Annotated in this window: 11 protein-coding genes; 5 read left to right on the top strand and 6 right to left on the bottom strand. The window is 66.0% G+C overall.

What is annotated here, in order from left to right; translation table 11 throughout:
* Positions 1-69 precede the first annotated feature (69 nt).
* Together BM113_RS13505 and rio1 are read right to left on the bottom strand one after the other, a co-directional pair.
* On the bottom strand, positions 70-1,257 hold the full coding sequence (locus BM113_RS13505) for a cupredoxin domain-containing protein (protein ID WP_089788590.1): 1,188 nt from the start codon (positions 1,255-1,257) through the stop codon (positions 70-72).
* Positions 1,258-2,201: 944 nt separating this feature from the next.
* A complete protein-coding gene (gene rio1, locus BM113_RS13500; protein ID WP_089788589.1) occupies positions 2,202-3,068 on the bottom strand; it encodes a serine/threonine-protein kinase Rio1 in 867 nt (288 codons plus the stop codon).
* A 146-nt stretch (positions 3,069-3,214) separates the two neighbouring features.
* Here rio1 and arcD point away from each other — a divergent pair, with 146 nt between their 5' ends.
* The 5 genes from arcD (at position 3,215) to ligA (ending at position 9,259) form a co-directional block, all read left to right on the top strand.
* The gene (gene arcD, locus BM113_RS13495; protein ID WP_089788588.1) at positions 3,215-4,678 is read left to right on the top strand and encodes an arginine/ornithine antiporter ArcD; all 1,464 of its coding nucleotides are present in this window, start codon (positions 3,215-3,217) and stop codon (positions 4,676-4,678) included.
* A 154-nt stretch (positions 4,679-4,832) separates the two neighbouring features.
* Complete coding sequence (locus BM113_RS13490; RefSeq protein ID WP_089788587.1) at positions 4,833-5,201, top strand: 2Fe-2S iron-sulfur cluster-binding protein; 369 nt, start codon at positions 4,833-4,835, stop codon at positions 5,199-5,201.
* Positions 5,202-5,265: 64 nt separating this feature from the next.
* The gene (locus BM113_RS13485; protein ID WP_089788620.1) at positions 5,266-6,669 is read left to right on the top strand and encodes a selenium-binding protein SBP56-related protein; all 1,404 of its coding nucleotides are present in this window, start codon (positions 5,266-5,268) and stop codon (positions 6,667-6,669) included.
* 31 nt (positions 6,670-6,700) lie between these two features.
* A complete protein-coding gene (locus BM113_RS13480; RefSeq protein WP_089788586.1) occupies positions 6,701-7,078 on the top strand; it encodes a 2Fe-2S iron-sulfur cluster-binding protein in 378 nt (125 codons plus the stop codon).
* Positions 7,079-7,177: 99 nt separating this feature from the next.
* Positions 7,178-9,259, top strand: a complete 2,082-nt coding sequence (ligA, locus tag BM113_RS13475) for an NAD-dependent DNA ligase LigA (RefSeq protein WP_089788585.1) — start codon at positions 7,178-7,180, stop codon at positions 9,257-9,259.
* Positions 9,260-9,265: 6 nt separating this feature from the next.
* On the opposite strand, the gene BM113_RS13470 is transcribed toward ligA, so the two are convergent.
* The 4 genes from BM113_RS13470 to BM113_RS13455 all read right to left on the bottom strand — a co-directional run bounded on the left by BM113_RS13470 (position 9,266) and on the right by BM113_RS13455 (position 14,113).
* Positions 9,266-9,862 carry a GNAT family N-acetyltransferase gene (locus BM113_RS13470; protein ID WP_089788584.1) on the bottom strand — a complete coding sequence of 199 codons (597 nt, stop codon included), beginning with the start codon at positions 9,860-9,862 and terminating at the stop codon, positions 9,266-9,268.
* A 58-nt stretch (positions 9,863-9,920) separates the two neighbouring features.
* Entirely contained in the window at positions 9,921-10,928 is a 1,008-nt protein-coding gene (locus BM113_RS13465; RefSeq protein WP_089788583.1) for an ArsA family ATPase, read from the bottom strand.
* A 78-nt stretch (positions 10,929-11,006) separates the two neighbouring features.
* Positions 11,007-12,431: a carotenoid oxygenase family protein gene (locus BM113_RS13460; protein ID WP_089788582.1), complete on the bottom strand. Its 1,425-nt coding sequence runs from the start codon at positions 12,429-12,431 to the stop codon at positions 11,007-11,009.
* Between the two features lie 392 nt (positions 12,432-12,823).
* On the bottom strand, positions 12,824-14,113 hold the full coding sequence (locus tag BM113_RS13455) for a glycosyltransferase family 2 protein (protein WP_089788581.1): 1,290 nt from the start codon (positions 14,111-14,113) through the stop codon (positions 12,824-12,826).
* Positions 14,114-14,306 lie beyond the last annotated feature (193 nt).

Here is a 14,306-nt window from a genome sequence, read left to right as displayed (position 1 = left end):
GCGGAACTCGTCGCGTGGCCGCCCCCGCTTCCGTCGACGCGGCGACCCACTCGAGTCGTCCTCGGGGCGTCACTCCGAGTCCGACTCCGCGTCGTCGATCGGACAGGGTTCGACGACGACCTCGCCGGCCATCGTCGGAAGGTGTGGAACACAGACGTACTCGTAGGTCCCCGGCACGACGAACCGGTGATCGAAGGTCGTCCCCTCCTCGACCACGGAGAAGTGATCGTCCCCCTCGTAGGTCGCGAACCAGTCGGCACCCTCGGGGTTCGACGTCTCGTCCGCCGCCTCGGGGTGAGAGGTCGCGTTGTGGCCGGGACTGGCGAACTCCCAGCGCACCACGTCGCCCGCCGTAATCCGAACCGTCTCGGGTTCGAACCGCCAGGCCCCGTCCGGACCCGCGATCACCTCCGCGTCCGGTTCGTCGCTGACCTCGACCGTCCCAACCATCTCCGGAACGTGGCGCGTACAGACGTACTCGTACTCGCCCGACACCGTGAACGTGTGTGTAAACGTCTCCCCCGCCTCGAGGACGGCGTCGTGATCCAGGTCGTCCGGGTCCGCACCGTACTCGTCGTAGGAGGCAAAGGGCTCCGCCCCGTCCGGGATCGAGACGGCGTCCGAGGCGACCTCGTACGTCGAGACGTTGTGCCCGTCGTCCTCGAACTCCCACTCGACGGTGTCCCCGAGTCCCACCTCGAGGGTCTCGGGATCGAACGTCAGGTCGCCGTCCGGTGCGACCGTCACCGTCTCGTCGACGCAGGGATGGACGGTGACGGTCCCGGCCATCTCCGGTTCGTGTTGCGTACAGACGTACGCGTACTCGCCCGGGACCGTGAACGTGTGCACGAAGGTCTCCCCTTCATCGAGGACGGCATCGTGATCCAGGTCCTCGGGCTCGAGGTCCGGATCGTCCGCGTCCTCGGCGTCGCCATTGGCGTAGGAGGCGAACGGCTCTGCGTCCGCCGGAACCGAGACGGCGTCCGAGGCGACTTCGTACGTCGAGACGTTGTGCCCGTCGTCCTCGAACTCCCACTCGACACGCCCGCCGAGGGGGAGTTCGACGGATTCCGGCTCGAACGTCAGGTCACCGTCCGGCGCGACGGTCACGGTTGCGACGAGTGAGTCCGTCCCCTCGGAATCCGCGTCGTCTCCGTCGTCCGACTGTCCGCTCCCGACCCCGACCCCCGCAGCACCGACTGCACTCGCCGCCGCGATCGATCGGAGAAATAGCCGTCGTGTGTTACCTTTCCGCATATGAAAACGAGGGAGTTCGCATCGATAACGATTGGGATGAGCGATCCGGACGGTCGGGCTCGAGAGACACTCAGGCGGCAGAACTGGTCGCCGGATCGGTGCTGCTTCGGGAGCCACATTTGGGTTCGTATCCGCCCCTCGCTCGGGATGCTCCCGTAGTCGCCCGCACGGTTACCGGACGCCCCGGAGTCGACGGCTCCACTACCTCACGAGTCGACGGCCGCACCGAGCACGACTCCGCGTGATCGTCGAAACGGTGCTCGGTCGCGCTGTCGTTACCGGCAGCGTCGGCGAGACATTGACATCCTCCCCGCGCTGAAGCGCGAGGATTCCAGCGCGGGACAGCGGGCCAGTCCCGTGTCCCCGCTGGCAACTTCTCGCCTGCCGAACGGGGTCCGGCGAGGGATACCGGGTTCGTGCGCGATACGTCGGCCCCGCGAGGGGTGTGGCGTGTTCGGCGTCCATTCGGACGCGGTATCCGCTTGCACCGTGCATCCCGTTCGTCTCGGAGAGACGGTGGGGATGCCCCCAGTCGCAGGTTTCCCTGCGTCCGGGCACGGGCCGTGCCATCGGCCTGCCTGCCCTTCGTGCCACGGTGGGCAGGCACAAGCGGGCGAGGGTCGCTTTTTGCCTGCCGTGTTGCCACGGCCTCGGAGACGCCCTCTCGGGAACGGTGTGGTGGCCTTCGTCGTCCGGGCGGACCCCAATCCAACCGCCAGTTTTTGCCCGTTGTGCTTACCCACAAAAACGCTGCCGAGAGGCTTAATTCCGGCGGTTGTGGCCGTGTTGTCGGATTCATCCCCGCCGTGAACGGCGAGGCTTTCTCCTTGACTTTCCGTAACCATCGGGCTGGCGACCAACGTGACGAAGACCGTGACCTCCTGTGGGTACGAACGGCTCTGAAATCGGATCGTGTGGGGCGTTTCGGTCCCGAGTCGGGCTAGCTACGGGTCCGGTTCCGGACTCGTCACGAACTCGAGCAACTCGTCGGGATCGGTCTCGAGCCCCTGCCGGGAGAAGAAGCTCGCGACGTTCTCGCAGTCCCGCTCTAAGAACTCGCGGCTGTTGGGGTGGTGGACGGTGACGGCCTGGCCGAGGTCGATGAGCACGAGCTGGCCCTCGTCGAAGACGACGTTGTACTCGCTCAGGTCGCCGTGGACGATACCGGCCGAGTAGAGCCGGCGCATGTACTCGCGCATGACCTCGTACGCGGTTTCGGGGTTCTCGATGTGGACCTCGCCCAGACGCTTGGCACGGCCGTCCTCGTCGCCGATGTATTCCATCACGAGGACGTTCCGTTCGGCGGCGATCGGCTCCGGCACGCGAACGCCGGCCGCTTTCGCCCGCCGGAGGTTCGCCAGTTCCTTCTTCGTCCAGGCGAGGACGACGTCTTTCTTCTTGCCGCCCAGGCCCTCGAAACGGGGGTCACCCTCGAGATAGTCGCGCATCTGCCGGAAGTTAGAGGCGTTGATCCGGTAGATCTTGACTGCGACCTCGCGGTCGTCGCCCAGCGCGTGGTAGACGTTGGCCTCCTTGCCCGTCGAGAGCGGCCCGCCGAAGGCCTCGACGTAGCCGTCCTGTACTAGCTTGTAGAGCGCCGCGAACGTCGCGTCGTCGAACACCGACTGCTCGACCTTGAACTGGTCGGCATCCTTGATCCGCTCCTCGAACTGTTCGAACTCCCGGTCGCGCTTGCGGGCGATCCGGTCCGCTTCGGTGTCGGAGACGTCGATCTCTTCCCACTCGTCGCCGGGAGTGTCGACCTCCTCGAGGTCGACGAGCCCGTACTCGGAATCCGGTCCCTGTCCCATCTATCGGACCGTAGGGTGCCGGGACGGGTAAAGTGCTGGGTCCGATCGCGCGGTCGAGGAATGAGAATTGCTACCGTATCATAAACCCCATTCCGAATGGCGATGTTATATATACCCGGTGTAGAAAGCATAAGCTAATCGGTAACATGGGCCTGGACTTCCGACCGAAAACGTACGACGAAATTCCCGAGGACAAACAGCCATCCTTGGGAGAAGCTCTCGTCCCGATCGTCGGGATGTTGCTGTTCCTGTCTGCCGGGATGATCTGGCTCGAGATGGACCCGCAGATTCCGCTGTTGTGGGGTATCGCCTTCGCCGGCCTGTTCGGCAGATACTACTTCGGATACACCTGGTCCGACCTGTACGACGGGATCAGTCGAAGCGTAGTGACCGGCCTACAGGCCATTCTCATCCTGTTCGTTATCTACATGCTCATCGCGTCCTGGATCGACTCCGGGACGATTCCGACGCTGATGTACTACGGGCTTGAGTTCCTCTCGCCGGAGATCTTCCTCCCGTTTACGGTCGTCCTCTCGGCGATCGTCGCCTTCGCGATCGGCTCCTCGTGGACGACGGCAGGGACGCTCGGCGTCGCGATGATCGGGATCGGCTCCGGCCTGGGAATCCCCGAGGCGATGACGGCCGGTGCCGTCCTCTCGGGAGCCTACACCGGCGACAAGAACTCGCCGCTCTCCGATACGACGAACCTCGCCGCCGCGGTGACGAACACCGAACTGATGGACCACATCCGGGCGATGCGTCCCGGCACCCTGATCGCGTTCGGGATCTCGCTCGTCCTGTTCATCTTCCTTGGTCTGGACGCCAGCGGTTCGGTTCCGGCCGATCGGATCGCCGAGATCCAGGGTGGACTCGCGGGTAGCTACGCGATCTCGCCGCTGACGTTCCTCCCGCTCGTCCTCACCTTCGCGCTCGCGTTCTACGGGTTCCCGGCCCTGCCGTCGCTGGGTGCCGGCATCTTCGCCGGCGTCGGGGTCGCCACAACGGTCCAGGGCGTCGGCTTCGCCGCCGCCTGGGAGACCGTCCACTACGGGACCAGCCCGGAGACCGGCGTCGAACTCACGAACGAACTGCTCGCCAGCGGCGGCCTCAGTGGCTCGATGTGGGTGGTCTCGATCGTCGTCGCCGCGCTGGCTCTCGGGGGAATCCTCCAGGAGACCGGTATACTGGCGGCGATCGCGTTCTACATCGGGCAGGCCGTCAGCAGCGTCGCGGGGCTGACCGCCGGAACGGCCGCGGGAACCATTGCGATGAACTTCCTCGCGGCGGAACAGTACATGGCGATCGTCGTCCCCGGCATGACGCTGCAGAACCTCTACGACGACTACAACCTCGAGAGCCGGAACCTCTCGCGAGCGGTCGAAGCCGCGGGGACGACGACGTCGGCGTTCGTTCCCTGGGGATCGGGCGGGGTCTTCATGGCCTCGGCGCTCGGCGTCCCGGTGATCGAGTACGCCCCGTACTACTTCTTCGGGATCATCTCGCCGCTGGTGTTGGTCCTGATGGGCGCGACCGGCTGGCGGATGTTCTACAAGGAAGGGCCGGAGCAGGAGGCCCCGGCGGAGGAGCCGGCGGCACCGTCCGTGGACTGACGTTTCGGTTACGCTGATTCTTTCGGGGGATTGTGACTCGTCGCTTCTCGCGACCCCTTCTCCTTCCCAGCGCAGGTTTTTCTCGTCGCGGGCCGTACCGTCCCCCGACCATGATCGAACCACGCGAACGCCCGGCGGGACCGACGGGGCGACGATGACGGAGTACGAGGTCACCCTCGAGTGGCCGGACGGCGGGACCGACACGGTCGCGGTCGACTCGCGGGACACGGTACTCGAGGCCGCCCAGCGGGAGGGAATTCGGTTGCCGGCCGACTGTCGGAAGGGGACCTGTACGACCTGCGTCGGTCGAGTGGTGGGCGTCGACGGGGACGGCGCGACCGGCGCGATCGGCCCGGTCGACGCCGCCGAGGCCTTCGACTACCGTCGCCAGCCCGCGGCCCTCACCGACGGCGAGCGCGCGGACGGCTACGTCCTGCTGTGTATCGCCCTGCCGCGGGCCGACTGCCGGGTCGCGGTCGGGCCGGCGATCCGGGCCGAAGTCGGCGACAGTCCGTGGGCGTAGCGTCCGGTTCGCTCCCGTCACGCCCCCGAATAGATTTATTTATGCGGTCGTGGTCGAGAAAATCATGAGTGATGCTAGCACAGGTGGCGAGGTCGAATCGGACCACGACCACGATCACCATCGACTCGAGGGGCCCGGCTACGCGACGCCCCAGGCCGCGATCGAGGAAGGCGGACGCGAAAAACTGGCCTACGTGATGAGTCTCTACGTCGGCACCGACGTCGACGCGCCGGACTTCGTTGCGGTCGTCGACCTCGATCCCGACTCGGAGACGTACTGCGAGATCGTCGACCGCGTCGAACTCCCGAACCGCGGGGACGAACTCCACCACTTCGGGTGGAACGCGTGTTCGTCGTCGTGTCACGTCGAGGGACTCGAGCGACGGCACCTGATCGTTCCCGGCCAGCGGTCCTCGCGGATCCACGTCATCGACGCCGCCGATCGCCGGAACCCCGAACTGGAGACGGTGATCGAACCCGAGGAAGTCTACGAGTACGATCTCTCGGCCCCACACACGGTCCACTGTATCCCGGAGGGGGAGATCCTGATCAGCATGCTGGGCGACGCCGACGGGGACCTTCCGGGCGGGTTCCTCGAGTTGAACGACGACTTCGAGATCGAAGGCCGGTGGGAGCCACCGGGCGAGATCGAGATGAACTACGACTACTGGTACCAGCCACGTCAGAACGTGATGGTCTCCAGCGAGTGGGCGGCGCCGAAGACGTACTACCCGGGCTTCGACCTCGACGACGTCGAGGCGGGAAACTACGGCCAGCGGCTCCACTTCTGGGACTGGGAGGACGGCACCGTCGAGCAGACGATCGACCTCGGCGAGGAGGGATTGATCCCGCTCGAGGTGCGCTTCCTCCACACGCCGGAATCGACCCACGGGTTCGTCGGGGCCGCGCTCTCGTCGAACGTCTTCCACTTCTGGCGGGACGAGGAATCCGGCGAGTACCGCGCGGAGAAGGTCATCGACTTCGAGAGCCGGGAGCACGACGACTGGGACATGCCCGTGCCAGCCCTGCCGACGGACATCCTCATCTCGATGGACGATCGGTACCTGTTCGGGTCGAACTGGCTCCACGGCGAGGTCTGGATGTACGACATCTCGGACCCGTCGAATCCGCGGCGGGCCGACTCGCTGTCGGTCGGCGGCACCTTCGGCGAGGTGCAGGAGGTCCAGGGCCGGGAACTGAACGCCGGCCCACAGATGATACAGCTCTCGCTGGACGGCGAGCGCCTCTACTGGACCACCTCGCTGTTCTCCTCGTGGGACGACCAGTTCTATCCCGAGGAGGGCGAGCAGGGGTCGGTGATGCTGAAGGCCGACGTCGATCCCCGAAACGGGACGATGACACTCGACGAGGACTTCCTCGTCGACTGGGGCGAGTGCCCCGCGGGGCCGGCCCGCGCCCACGAGATCCGGTGGCCCGACGGCGACTGCACGAGCGACGTCTGGCAGTGATCGCCCGCGGAACGACGGTCCGATCGATCACATGACGAGCCACGACGTAACCCTCGAGTGGCCCGACGGCCGGACGCGAACGATCGCGGTTCGCGAGGAGGAAACCGTCCTCGAGGGGGCCGAACGGGCCGACGTCGCACTCCCGTTTGGCTGTCGCACCGGCGCTTGTGGCACCTGCACGGGACGGCTGCTCGGAAGCGAGGGATCGGAACCGACGGCCACTGCGATCGAAACCGGCCGGCTCGACGTCGGGGACGCGTTTTCCTACCGTCGTCGGCCGCGGGCGCTGAAAGACCGCCATCGGGAAGTGGGATACGTGTTGCTGTGTGTCGCCATGCCGCGGACCGACTGCCGGCTCGCGGTCGGCTCGAGCGTCCACACGGAACTGGTCGACAACCCGTGGAAGTGACTCCCGGATCGGGACGGGACGGGACGGGACGGGACGGGACAGTGGATCACCGACGACCAGTCAGTAACGTTAACGGGGGCGAACGGCTATCTCCGCGAAATGCCAATCGTCGACGAGAACGCCGAGGATAACCCCTACCTCCGGGATCCGCCGACCGACTTCGAGCCGGTCGAGGAGCTCTCGCCGGAGGAGGCCCGCGAGCAGGTCGAGTTGCTCCGGGAGGCGATCCGCGAGCACGACCGCCGCTACTACGTCGAGAACGATCCCATCATCGCCGACCGAACCTACGACGCGCTCTTTTCCCGACTGCGGGAACTGGAGGACGCGTTCGACCTCGACCACCCCGACAGCCCGACCAGGAGCGTCGGCGGCGAACCCATCGAGGAGTTCGAGACGGTCGAACACGTCGCGCCGATGCTCTCGATCGAGGGGAGCGGCGACGAGGCGGACGTCCGGGAGTTCGACGAGCGGGTCCGCCGCGAGGTAGGAAGCGTCGACTACGTCTGCGAACCCAAGTTCGACGGCGTCTCGATGGAGTTCGTCTACGAGGACGGCGGCCTAGAGCGGGCCGTCACCCGCGGCGACGGCCGCGAGGGCGACGACGTCACCCGGAACGCCCGCACGATCGGTTCGGTCCCCCAGCGGCTCCACGGCGACTACCCCGACTTCCTCGCGGTCCGAGGCGAGGTCTACATGCCGAAAGACGCTTTCCAGGAGTACAACCGCGAGCGGATCGAACGCGGCGAGGACCCGTTCGCCAACCCCAGGAACGCGACCGCCGGGACGATCCGGCAACTCGATCCCGCCGTCGTCGCCGAGCGCCCACTCGAGGTCTTCTACTTCGACGTGCTCGAGGCCAGCGACCTCGAGGAGAGTCACCGCGCGGAACTCGAGCGGTTCCCCGAGTGGGGGCTGCGCGTAACGGACCGCGTCGAGGTCGTCGACGACGTCGACGGCGCGATCGACTACCGCGAGCGCATGCTCGAGGCCCGTGACGACCTCGACTTCGAGATCGACGGCGTCGTGATCAAGGTCGACGACCGCGACGCCCGCGAGGAACTGGGCCGTACCGCACGCCACGATCGCTACGCCTTCGCCTACAAGTTCCCCGCCCGCGCGGAGGTGACGCCGATCGTCGACGTCGCGGTCCAGATCGGCCGTACCGGCCGGGTCACCCCCGTTGCCCTGCTCGAGCCGGTCGACGTCGGGGGCGTGACGGTCTCGCGGGCGAGCCTGCACAACCCCGAGGAGATCGCCGAGAAGAACGTCAACGTCGGCGACACGGTCCGCGTCCAGCGGGCGGGCGACGTGATCCCCTACGTCGAGGAGGTCGTCGAGAAGGAAAGCGAGGGCCACTACGAACTGCCCGATCACTGTCCCGTCTGCGACAGCCCGATCGAACGCGACGGCCCGATGGCGTTCTGTACCGGCGGACTCGCCTGCGACGCACAACTGCGCCGATCGATCGAGTACTACGCGAGCGACGACGGCCTCGATCTCGAGGGCCTGGGCGAGAAGAGCGTCCGCCAACTGGTCGACGCCGGCCTGCTCGAGTCGGTCGCCGACCTGTACGAACTCGAGCGCGAGGACCTCGCCGAACTCGAGGGCTGGGGCGAGAAAAGCGCCGAGAACCTGCTCGCGGAGATCGATTCGGCCCGAGAACCCCCGCTCGCCGACTTCCTCTCGGCGCTTGGCATCCCCCACGTCGGCCCGACGACCGCCCGCGAACTCGCCCGCGAGTTCGGCACGTTCGAGGCGTTCCGCGAGGCCGCCGAGGACGACCCCGAACGGCTCGAGGGGGTCGACGACGTCGGCGAAACGGTCGCCGAGCGGATCCACGAGTTCTTCGCGAGCGAGGCGAACGCCGCGGCGGTCGACGACGTCCTCGAGCACGTCTCCCCCCAGGAATCAGCCCTCGCGTCCGGCGGCGACGAACTCGAGGGGCTGACCTTCGTCTTCACCGGTTCGCTCGAGGGCGTGACACGGGGCGAGGCCCAGGAGACCGTCGAGGCCCACGGCGCGAACGCCACGGGAAGTGTCTCGGGGAACACGGACTACCTGGTGGTCGGGGACAATCCCGGGCGGACGAAGCGGGACGACGCCGAGGAAAACGACGTACCGATCGTCGACGAGGACGAGTTCCGCGACCTGCTTGCCGAACGCGGGATCGACCTCGAGTGAAGGTGATCACTCCCGGTTCGCCCGCCACTCCTCGCGGGAGATGCTGTAGCGGATCGAGTCCCGCGGTTCGCCGTCGATGACGATGTCGTTGCGGATCCGACCCTCCCTGCGGCCGCCGAACCGCTCGACGTAGCGCTCGATGGCCCGCCGCGAGTTGTCGTTGTCGGGGTCGTGGGATACCGTGACGACCTCGAGGTCGAGCCGGTCGAAGGCGAGTTCGAGCATGCGGCCGGCGCGTTCCCCCGAGTATCCGCGGCCCCAGAACGGTTTCCGGAACCAGACGCCGAGCGTCGCGACCCGACGGTCCCAGTCGAGGGACAGCCCCGTCAGGCCGGCGAACTCGCCCGCTCGGTCGCCCTCCGTCGGTCGCATCACGTACGTCGCGGCGTCGCTGGCCTCGAACTCCTCGCCGCAGGTCTCGATCCACTCGAGGGCCTCCTGCGGGTGGTCGTACGGCTCCCAGGTGACGTGCTCGGTGATCTCGTCGATGTGGGGCGCGCCGGCGCGGACGTGCTCGTACAGGTCGAACGGGTCGACGTCGTCGGGGTGGAGTCGCTCGTACCGGAGCCGCTCGCTCTCCATTTCGGTCGGAAACAACGACATACCGGCCCCGCGTCGGGAATCGTAAAAATTGTTGGGAAAGCGACCGGAACGGCGGCGTTCACTCGGCTGGTAACCGCCGAGAGACCGTTCGCACCGCCTCGAGTCCCTGTACCTCCCCCTCGAGTTCCGGCACGGTGACGACCTCGAGGTCGGAGAACGTCTCGCGGATCTCGGCGACGCGCGCTGCGTGTCGCTCCCGGCGGTCCGCACACCGCGGGCACCCCTCCGGCGGGGCCTCGAACACCCGGTTCACGACCAGGCGCTCGACGGGTACCTCGGCCTCCCGGAGCCGATCGACCAGCCGTTCGGTCTCCGCGATCGCCATCCCCTCTGGGATCGTGACGACCCGGAACTCCGTCCTGTCGGGATCGACGAGCAGTTCGCGGGCCCGCTCGAGGCGGTCCCGGAACGCCTCGAGGTCGTCGCCGTCGTCGTCGCCGCGCATCCCCGCCATCGGGCCGAACATCGCCGTTCGGGCCGCAGAGCCGATCCGCCGGACCTGACCGCGCAGCGAGCGGGCCGTTTCGAGGGCTAGCCCCATCACCTCGGGCGTGTCGAACAGCCGCAGTGTGTGACCCGTCGGCGCGGTGTCGAAGACGACGACGTCCCAGTCCGGGTCGTCCGACTCGAGGTACTCGACGAACAGGTCCAGCGCGGCGATTTCGTCGCCGCCTGCGGGGGTTCCGGCGGCGAAGATCCGCTCGACCTCCTCGTCGGAGAGCCGGATGCCGGCGCTGCGCAGGTCAGCGGCCAGCGCAGTCGCCAGTTTCTCGTATCGCTGTGCCTGCGCGTCGGGGTCGATCTCGGCGGCCCAGAGGGTACCGGCGGCCACGTTTGTCGGGGATCCGCTCGCCGGTTCGGCGTCGTTCCCGCCGGACGGCTCGAGCGCGACGGGAGCGGGCTCCGGCCCGAGGTCGACCTCGAGCGAGTCCGACAGTGAGTGGGCCGGGTCGGTCGAGACGACCAGGGTCTCTCGCCCAGCGTCGGCGAGCGCGACGGCGGTCGCGGCCGCACAGGTCGTCTTGCCGACGCCGCCTTTGCCGCCGTAGAAGATGCAGTCGGTCATCTATCGCCCTCGGATACCAGAACCAGCTACCTAACTTTCATCGTCGCGGCGAACGCCCGCGTCGCCCCCTGGGCAAGGTCACGCGTCGGGAAAATACCGGCCGTGAAACCCGAACGGGACGGCGTGTGGCAGCGGCGCACGCGCCAACTCGACGAGCGTCTCCGCATCGAACACGAGCAACATCGAGCGCTCCCGCCCGGTATCCAGCGCCGTCGCGATCACGACGCCGTCGTCCTCGGCCGAGCCGTCCGGGCGTCGAACCATCCGCGGCTCCTCGACGTAGATGCCACGCTCCCACCACTCCGTCGCGGTGCCCCGTTCGACGTCGAGTTTGACCAGTCCGTTCGCACCTACCCTGTCGGTCGCCTGTGCGTACGCGTACCGATACGGTCGGCCCCGAACCGGTTCCGGAACGGTCGGAAGCTCCATCCCGCCGTCGTACCGTTCGGAGCGTCGAACGCGGTCCTCCTCGGAGTGGAGCCGATACCTGACGAACCGACCGTCGGGAGCCGTAGCGAAGGCCCCCTCCGAAAGGGCCTCGAACGTGAGCGCCCGAACGATCTCGTCGTCGTCGAACGCGACGAGATCGACGACCAGTTCGTCGCCGTCCTCGTAGGCGTTGACGTGGTGAAAGGTAAAGAACGGCGGCGACTCGAGCGTCGCGGCGAGCGTCTCGGCGTCCCGATCGACGACGAGGAACCTGCTCGGGGCCGACTCGTCGTACTCGAGCAGATCGAGCAATCCCTCGCTGCCGTTCCACGGGGCCAGCGCCTTCGTCACCGCAATCCGCAGCGGCGTCTCCACGATGACGACGTGTGACTCGGTAACCGAACAGTCGTGGACGTATCCGGGGCCGGCGGCCGGCACGGTAGCGACGTGCCGTCGGGCGGCGCGTCCGTGGGGGATCCGATAGACGTGATACGTGGGGGAGAGACCGAACGCCGTGCTGTAACCGATCGTCTCCTCGCGGTTCGGATCGACCGTGAGGTGGGCCGTCGCCAGATGCTCCGGGACGTCGTCTCGCCACCGAAACTCGCCGCGAGTCTCGAGCGTGACCGGATCGAAGGCGATTCGGCGCGGGGCCTCGGTGAGCGCGACGAAGTGTTCGCCGAGCCGGGCGACGTGAACGTTCGCATTGTCCGTCGGTTCGGGTGGTCCGAGCGATCGGAGCCACCGCAGAGTCCGACGAAGCGAACCGTCGCCGGTCGCGAACTCCGTCGCGCCGCGGCCGGAATCGGCGGCCGCGTACGCCTCGGTACGCAGAAACCGGTTCGTATACGAGATGGTGCCGTCGTCGAAGCCGTAGCGGCGGAGCATCGCCAGGCCGTCGAACCAGTGGGTCGCACGCTCCCCGCCGAACTCGAACCGTCCCGGCCCGTTCCGGATCAGGGCCCCGGAGAGCCACGAGGGGACGGCCCCCTCGACCGGGAGCCGTCGGTCGGCGTACTCGGTTTCGACGGTTCGGAACCCGAGTTCGTAGGCGCGATCGGTTGCGTTCGACATACCGTTCCATCGGGTGGACCGACGATCAATCCGCGGGAAGCGGAACCAGCCGCAGCAGGACGAGTGAAAGGATCATCGAACTGTTCATACGGAGTCTTCTCGAGTTGCAGAGCGCCAGATAACTGTTCGGTCGAACGTGGGCACCAGCTGTTAGTAACCCGACAGTCCCGATACTTGTTCGTCGCGGGGCGCTGAAGACAGAGCCCAAGTTACCGCCGAACCCCTCACGGATCGCAATGTCTCACGGATTCAACGTGAGCAGGCACCAAACTAGTACCGTTCCAACCGTCGACTGATGGGTCGAACCGGCCCACACGAGCGGATTCGACCCATCAGTTCAGGCTTGGACCGCCACTAGAGGGGTTGGGTGATCTGAACTGGGAGTGGACCGGTTACGCGCCTGCTTTGTCGACCTGATACCACTCACCGTCCCAACTGAGGAAGTATTCGAACGCACACCGGATAGTCAATAGACCGAAACCTGGATACACCAACGGCACCAGCATCAACGCCGGCGTCAACTCGGCGACGTGGCCCTGCCGGACGTCGTGAGTGAGAACGGGGACAATCGTCAAGCTGATCGCCACGAACGGCAATAGGAAGAATAATTCGAGATCAAGCACCAGCAACACGAGAACCTTCGCGGCGAGTGCGACCAGGAAGACACTGGCCGCGAGACTCGAGAATATCCGGAGCGTCGACATCTTCCCCCGGAGCCCGCCGCGGTCGTATCCGCCCGTAATGGCTTTGAAGAGAACTTCGATGTGGCCGAGTCGCCACCGCTTGCGTTGGCCCCATAGATCGCCAAGAGCGTGGGGTGCTTCCATCTCGTTTGTGATATTTCGTGATTGCCGAACGGATAAATCTGCCCGGAAGCACTTGTGCGCGAAGTCGATATCTTCGGTCAGCAACTCGTCGAGACCGTTGACGGTCTCGAAGGCCTCGCGAGTGAACGCGGAGGAAGAACTCCGACAGTAGGTGAACCCCAGGGGCTCGACGAGTTTGTAACCGGCGTGAAAAAGGAGCCGCTCACAGTAGGCTAACGCCTCTACTGGGCCGGTAACGCGAGGAACACGACGCGCCTGGAAGACGTCAACGCTCTCCTCGGTGAGGTGGTACATCGCGGAGGGAATGAAGTCAGGATCGATCCGTTCGTCGACGTCGAAGGCCGCAAAGTACTCGGCATCTAGCCGCTCGACGGCGTCGTTGATTGCACCGGCTTTGGAACCTGGATCACCATTGATTAGTACCTGCACGTTCGGATGTCTGGCGTATTCACGGGCAGCCGAAACCGTGGGTTCATCGTTGGGTTCGCCCACGATCGCGATCTCGAGATTCCGGTAGTTTGATGCCAACAGCGTCTCGACGCTCTCGCCGATCACGTTGGCGTCTTGATACGCGGGGACGATCGCGGCGACCCGGGGGCCGTCTAGTACGCGCTCATCGGGATCACGTTCACCATAGACCTCGTACGTGAGCATCACCCCACTCACAGTCACCAGTACCGAGAAAACGACCGTCGCCGCAACGGCGTCGATCGTAACGACCCGGACGATCAGCCAGTGGAGGTCGAGAGAAATGGCTTCCCGTTGGACTCCCTCATAGGCCCCGAATGCCAGGACTGCAATGACTGCCGACAGATAGCCGGCTCGTTCAACTGTGCTTCGGAGAGCCAGAGCCATATCAGCGATCAGCTACTGTTCTGTTGTCAATCTAACGGTTACCATTTCCGGACCCTTCCCACACCTGCTATGTTTTTTACATTTGATGGACTCCCGTACTACGTACTCAGATCCCCTGCCGGCGGATCCAATTGTTTTATTTCGGGTATTTATCTTATCGATATATTCTCAGAGTATTGGCCGCTTGTGATAC

It is taken from the genome of Natronobacterium haloterrestre (assembly GCF_900112205.1).
Classification (GTDB): Archaea; Halobacteriota; Halobacteria; order Halobacteriales; family Natrialbaceae; genus Natronobacterium; species Natronobacterium haloterrestre.
The sequence above is the reverse complement of the archived record's forward strand: the minus strand, read 5'-3'. Positions and strand labels throughout refer to the sequence as shown.

What these genes read in the sequence shown, in the direction of transcription:
- BM113_RS13505 (WP_089788590.1), bottom strand. Translation starts at nt 1,257, where the DNA reads ATGCGGAAAGGTAACACACGACGGCTATTTCTCCGATCGATCGCGGCG.
- rio1 (WP_089788589.1), bottom strand. Translation starts at nt 3,068, where the DNA reads ATGGGACAGGGACCGGATTCCGAGTACGGGCTCGTCGACCTCGAGGAG.
- arcD (WP_089788588.1), top strand. Translation starts at nt 3,215, where the DNA reads ATGGGCCTGGACTTCCGACCGAAAACGTACGACGAAATTCCCGAGGAC.
- BM113_RS13490 (WP_089788587.1), top strand. Translation starts at nt 4,833, where the DNA reads ATGACGGAGTACGAGGTCACCCTCGAGTGGCCGGACGGCGGGACCGAC.
- BM113_RS13485 (WP_089788620.1), top strand. Translation starts at nt 5,266, where the DNA reads ATGAGTGATGCTAGCACAGGTGGCGAGGTCGAATCGGACCACGACCAC.
- BM113_RS13480 (WP_089788586.1), top strand. Translation starts at nt 6,701, where the DNA reads ATGACGAGCCACGACGTAACCCTCGAGTGGCCCGACGGCCGGACGCGA.
- ligA (WP_089788585.1), top strand. Translation starts at nt 7,178, where the DNA reads ATGCCAATCGTCGACGAGAACGCCGAGGATAACCCCTACCTCCGGGAT.
- BM113_RS13470 (WP_089788584.1), bottom strand. Translation starts at nt 9,862, where the DNA reads ATGTCGTTGTTTCCGACCGAAATGGAGAGCGAGCGGCTCCGGTACGAG.
- BM113_RS13465 (WP_089788583.1), bottom strand. Translation starts at nt 10,928, where the DNA reads ATGACCGACTGCATCTTCTACGGCGGCAAAGGCGGCGTCGGCAAGACG.
- BM113_RS13460 (WP_089788582.1), bottom strand. Translation starts at nt 12,431, where the DNA reads ATGTCGAACGCAACCGATCGCGCCTACGAACTCGGGTTCCGAACCGTC.
- BM113_RS13455 (WP_089788581.1), bottom strand. Translation starts at nt 14,113, where the DNA reads ATGGCTCTGGCTCTCCGAAGCACAGTTGAACGAGCCGGCTATCTGTCG.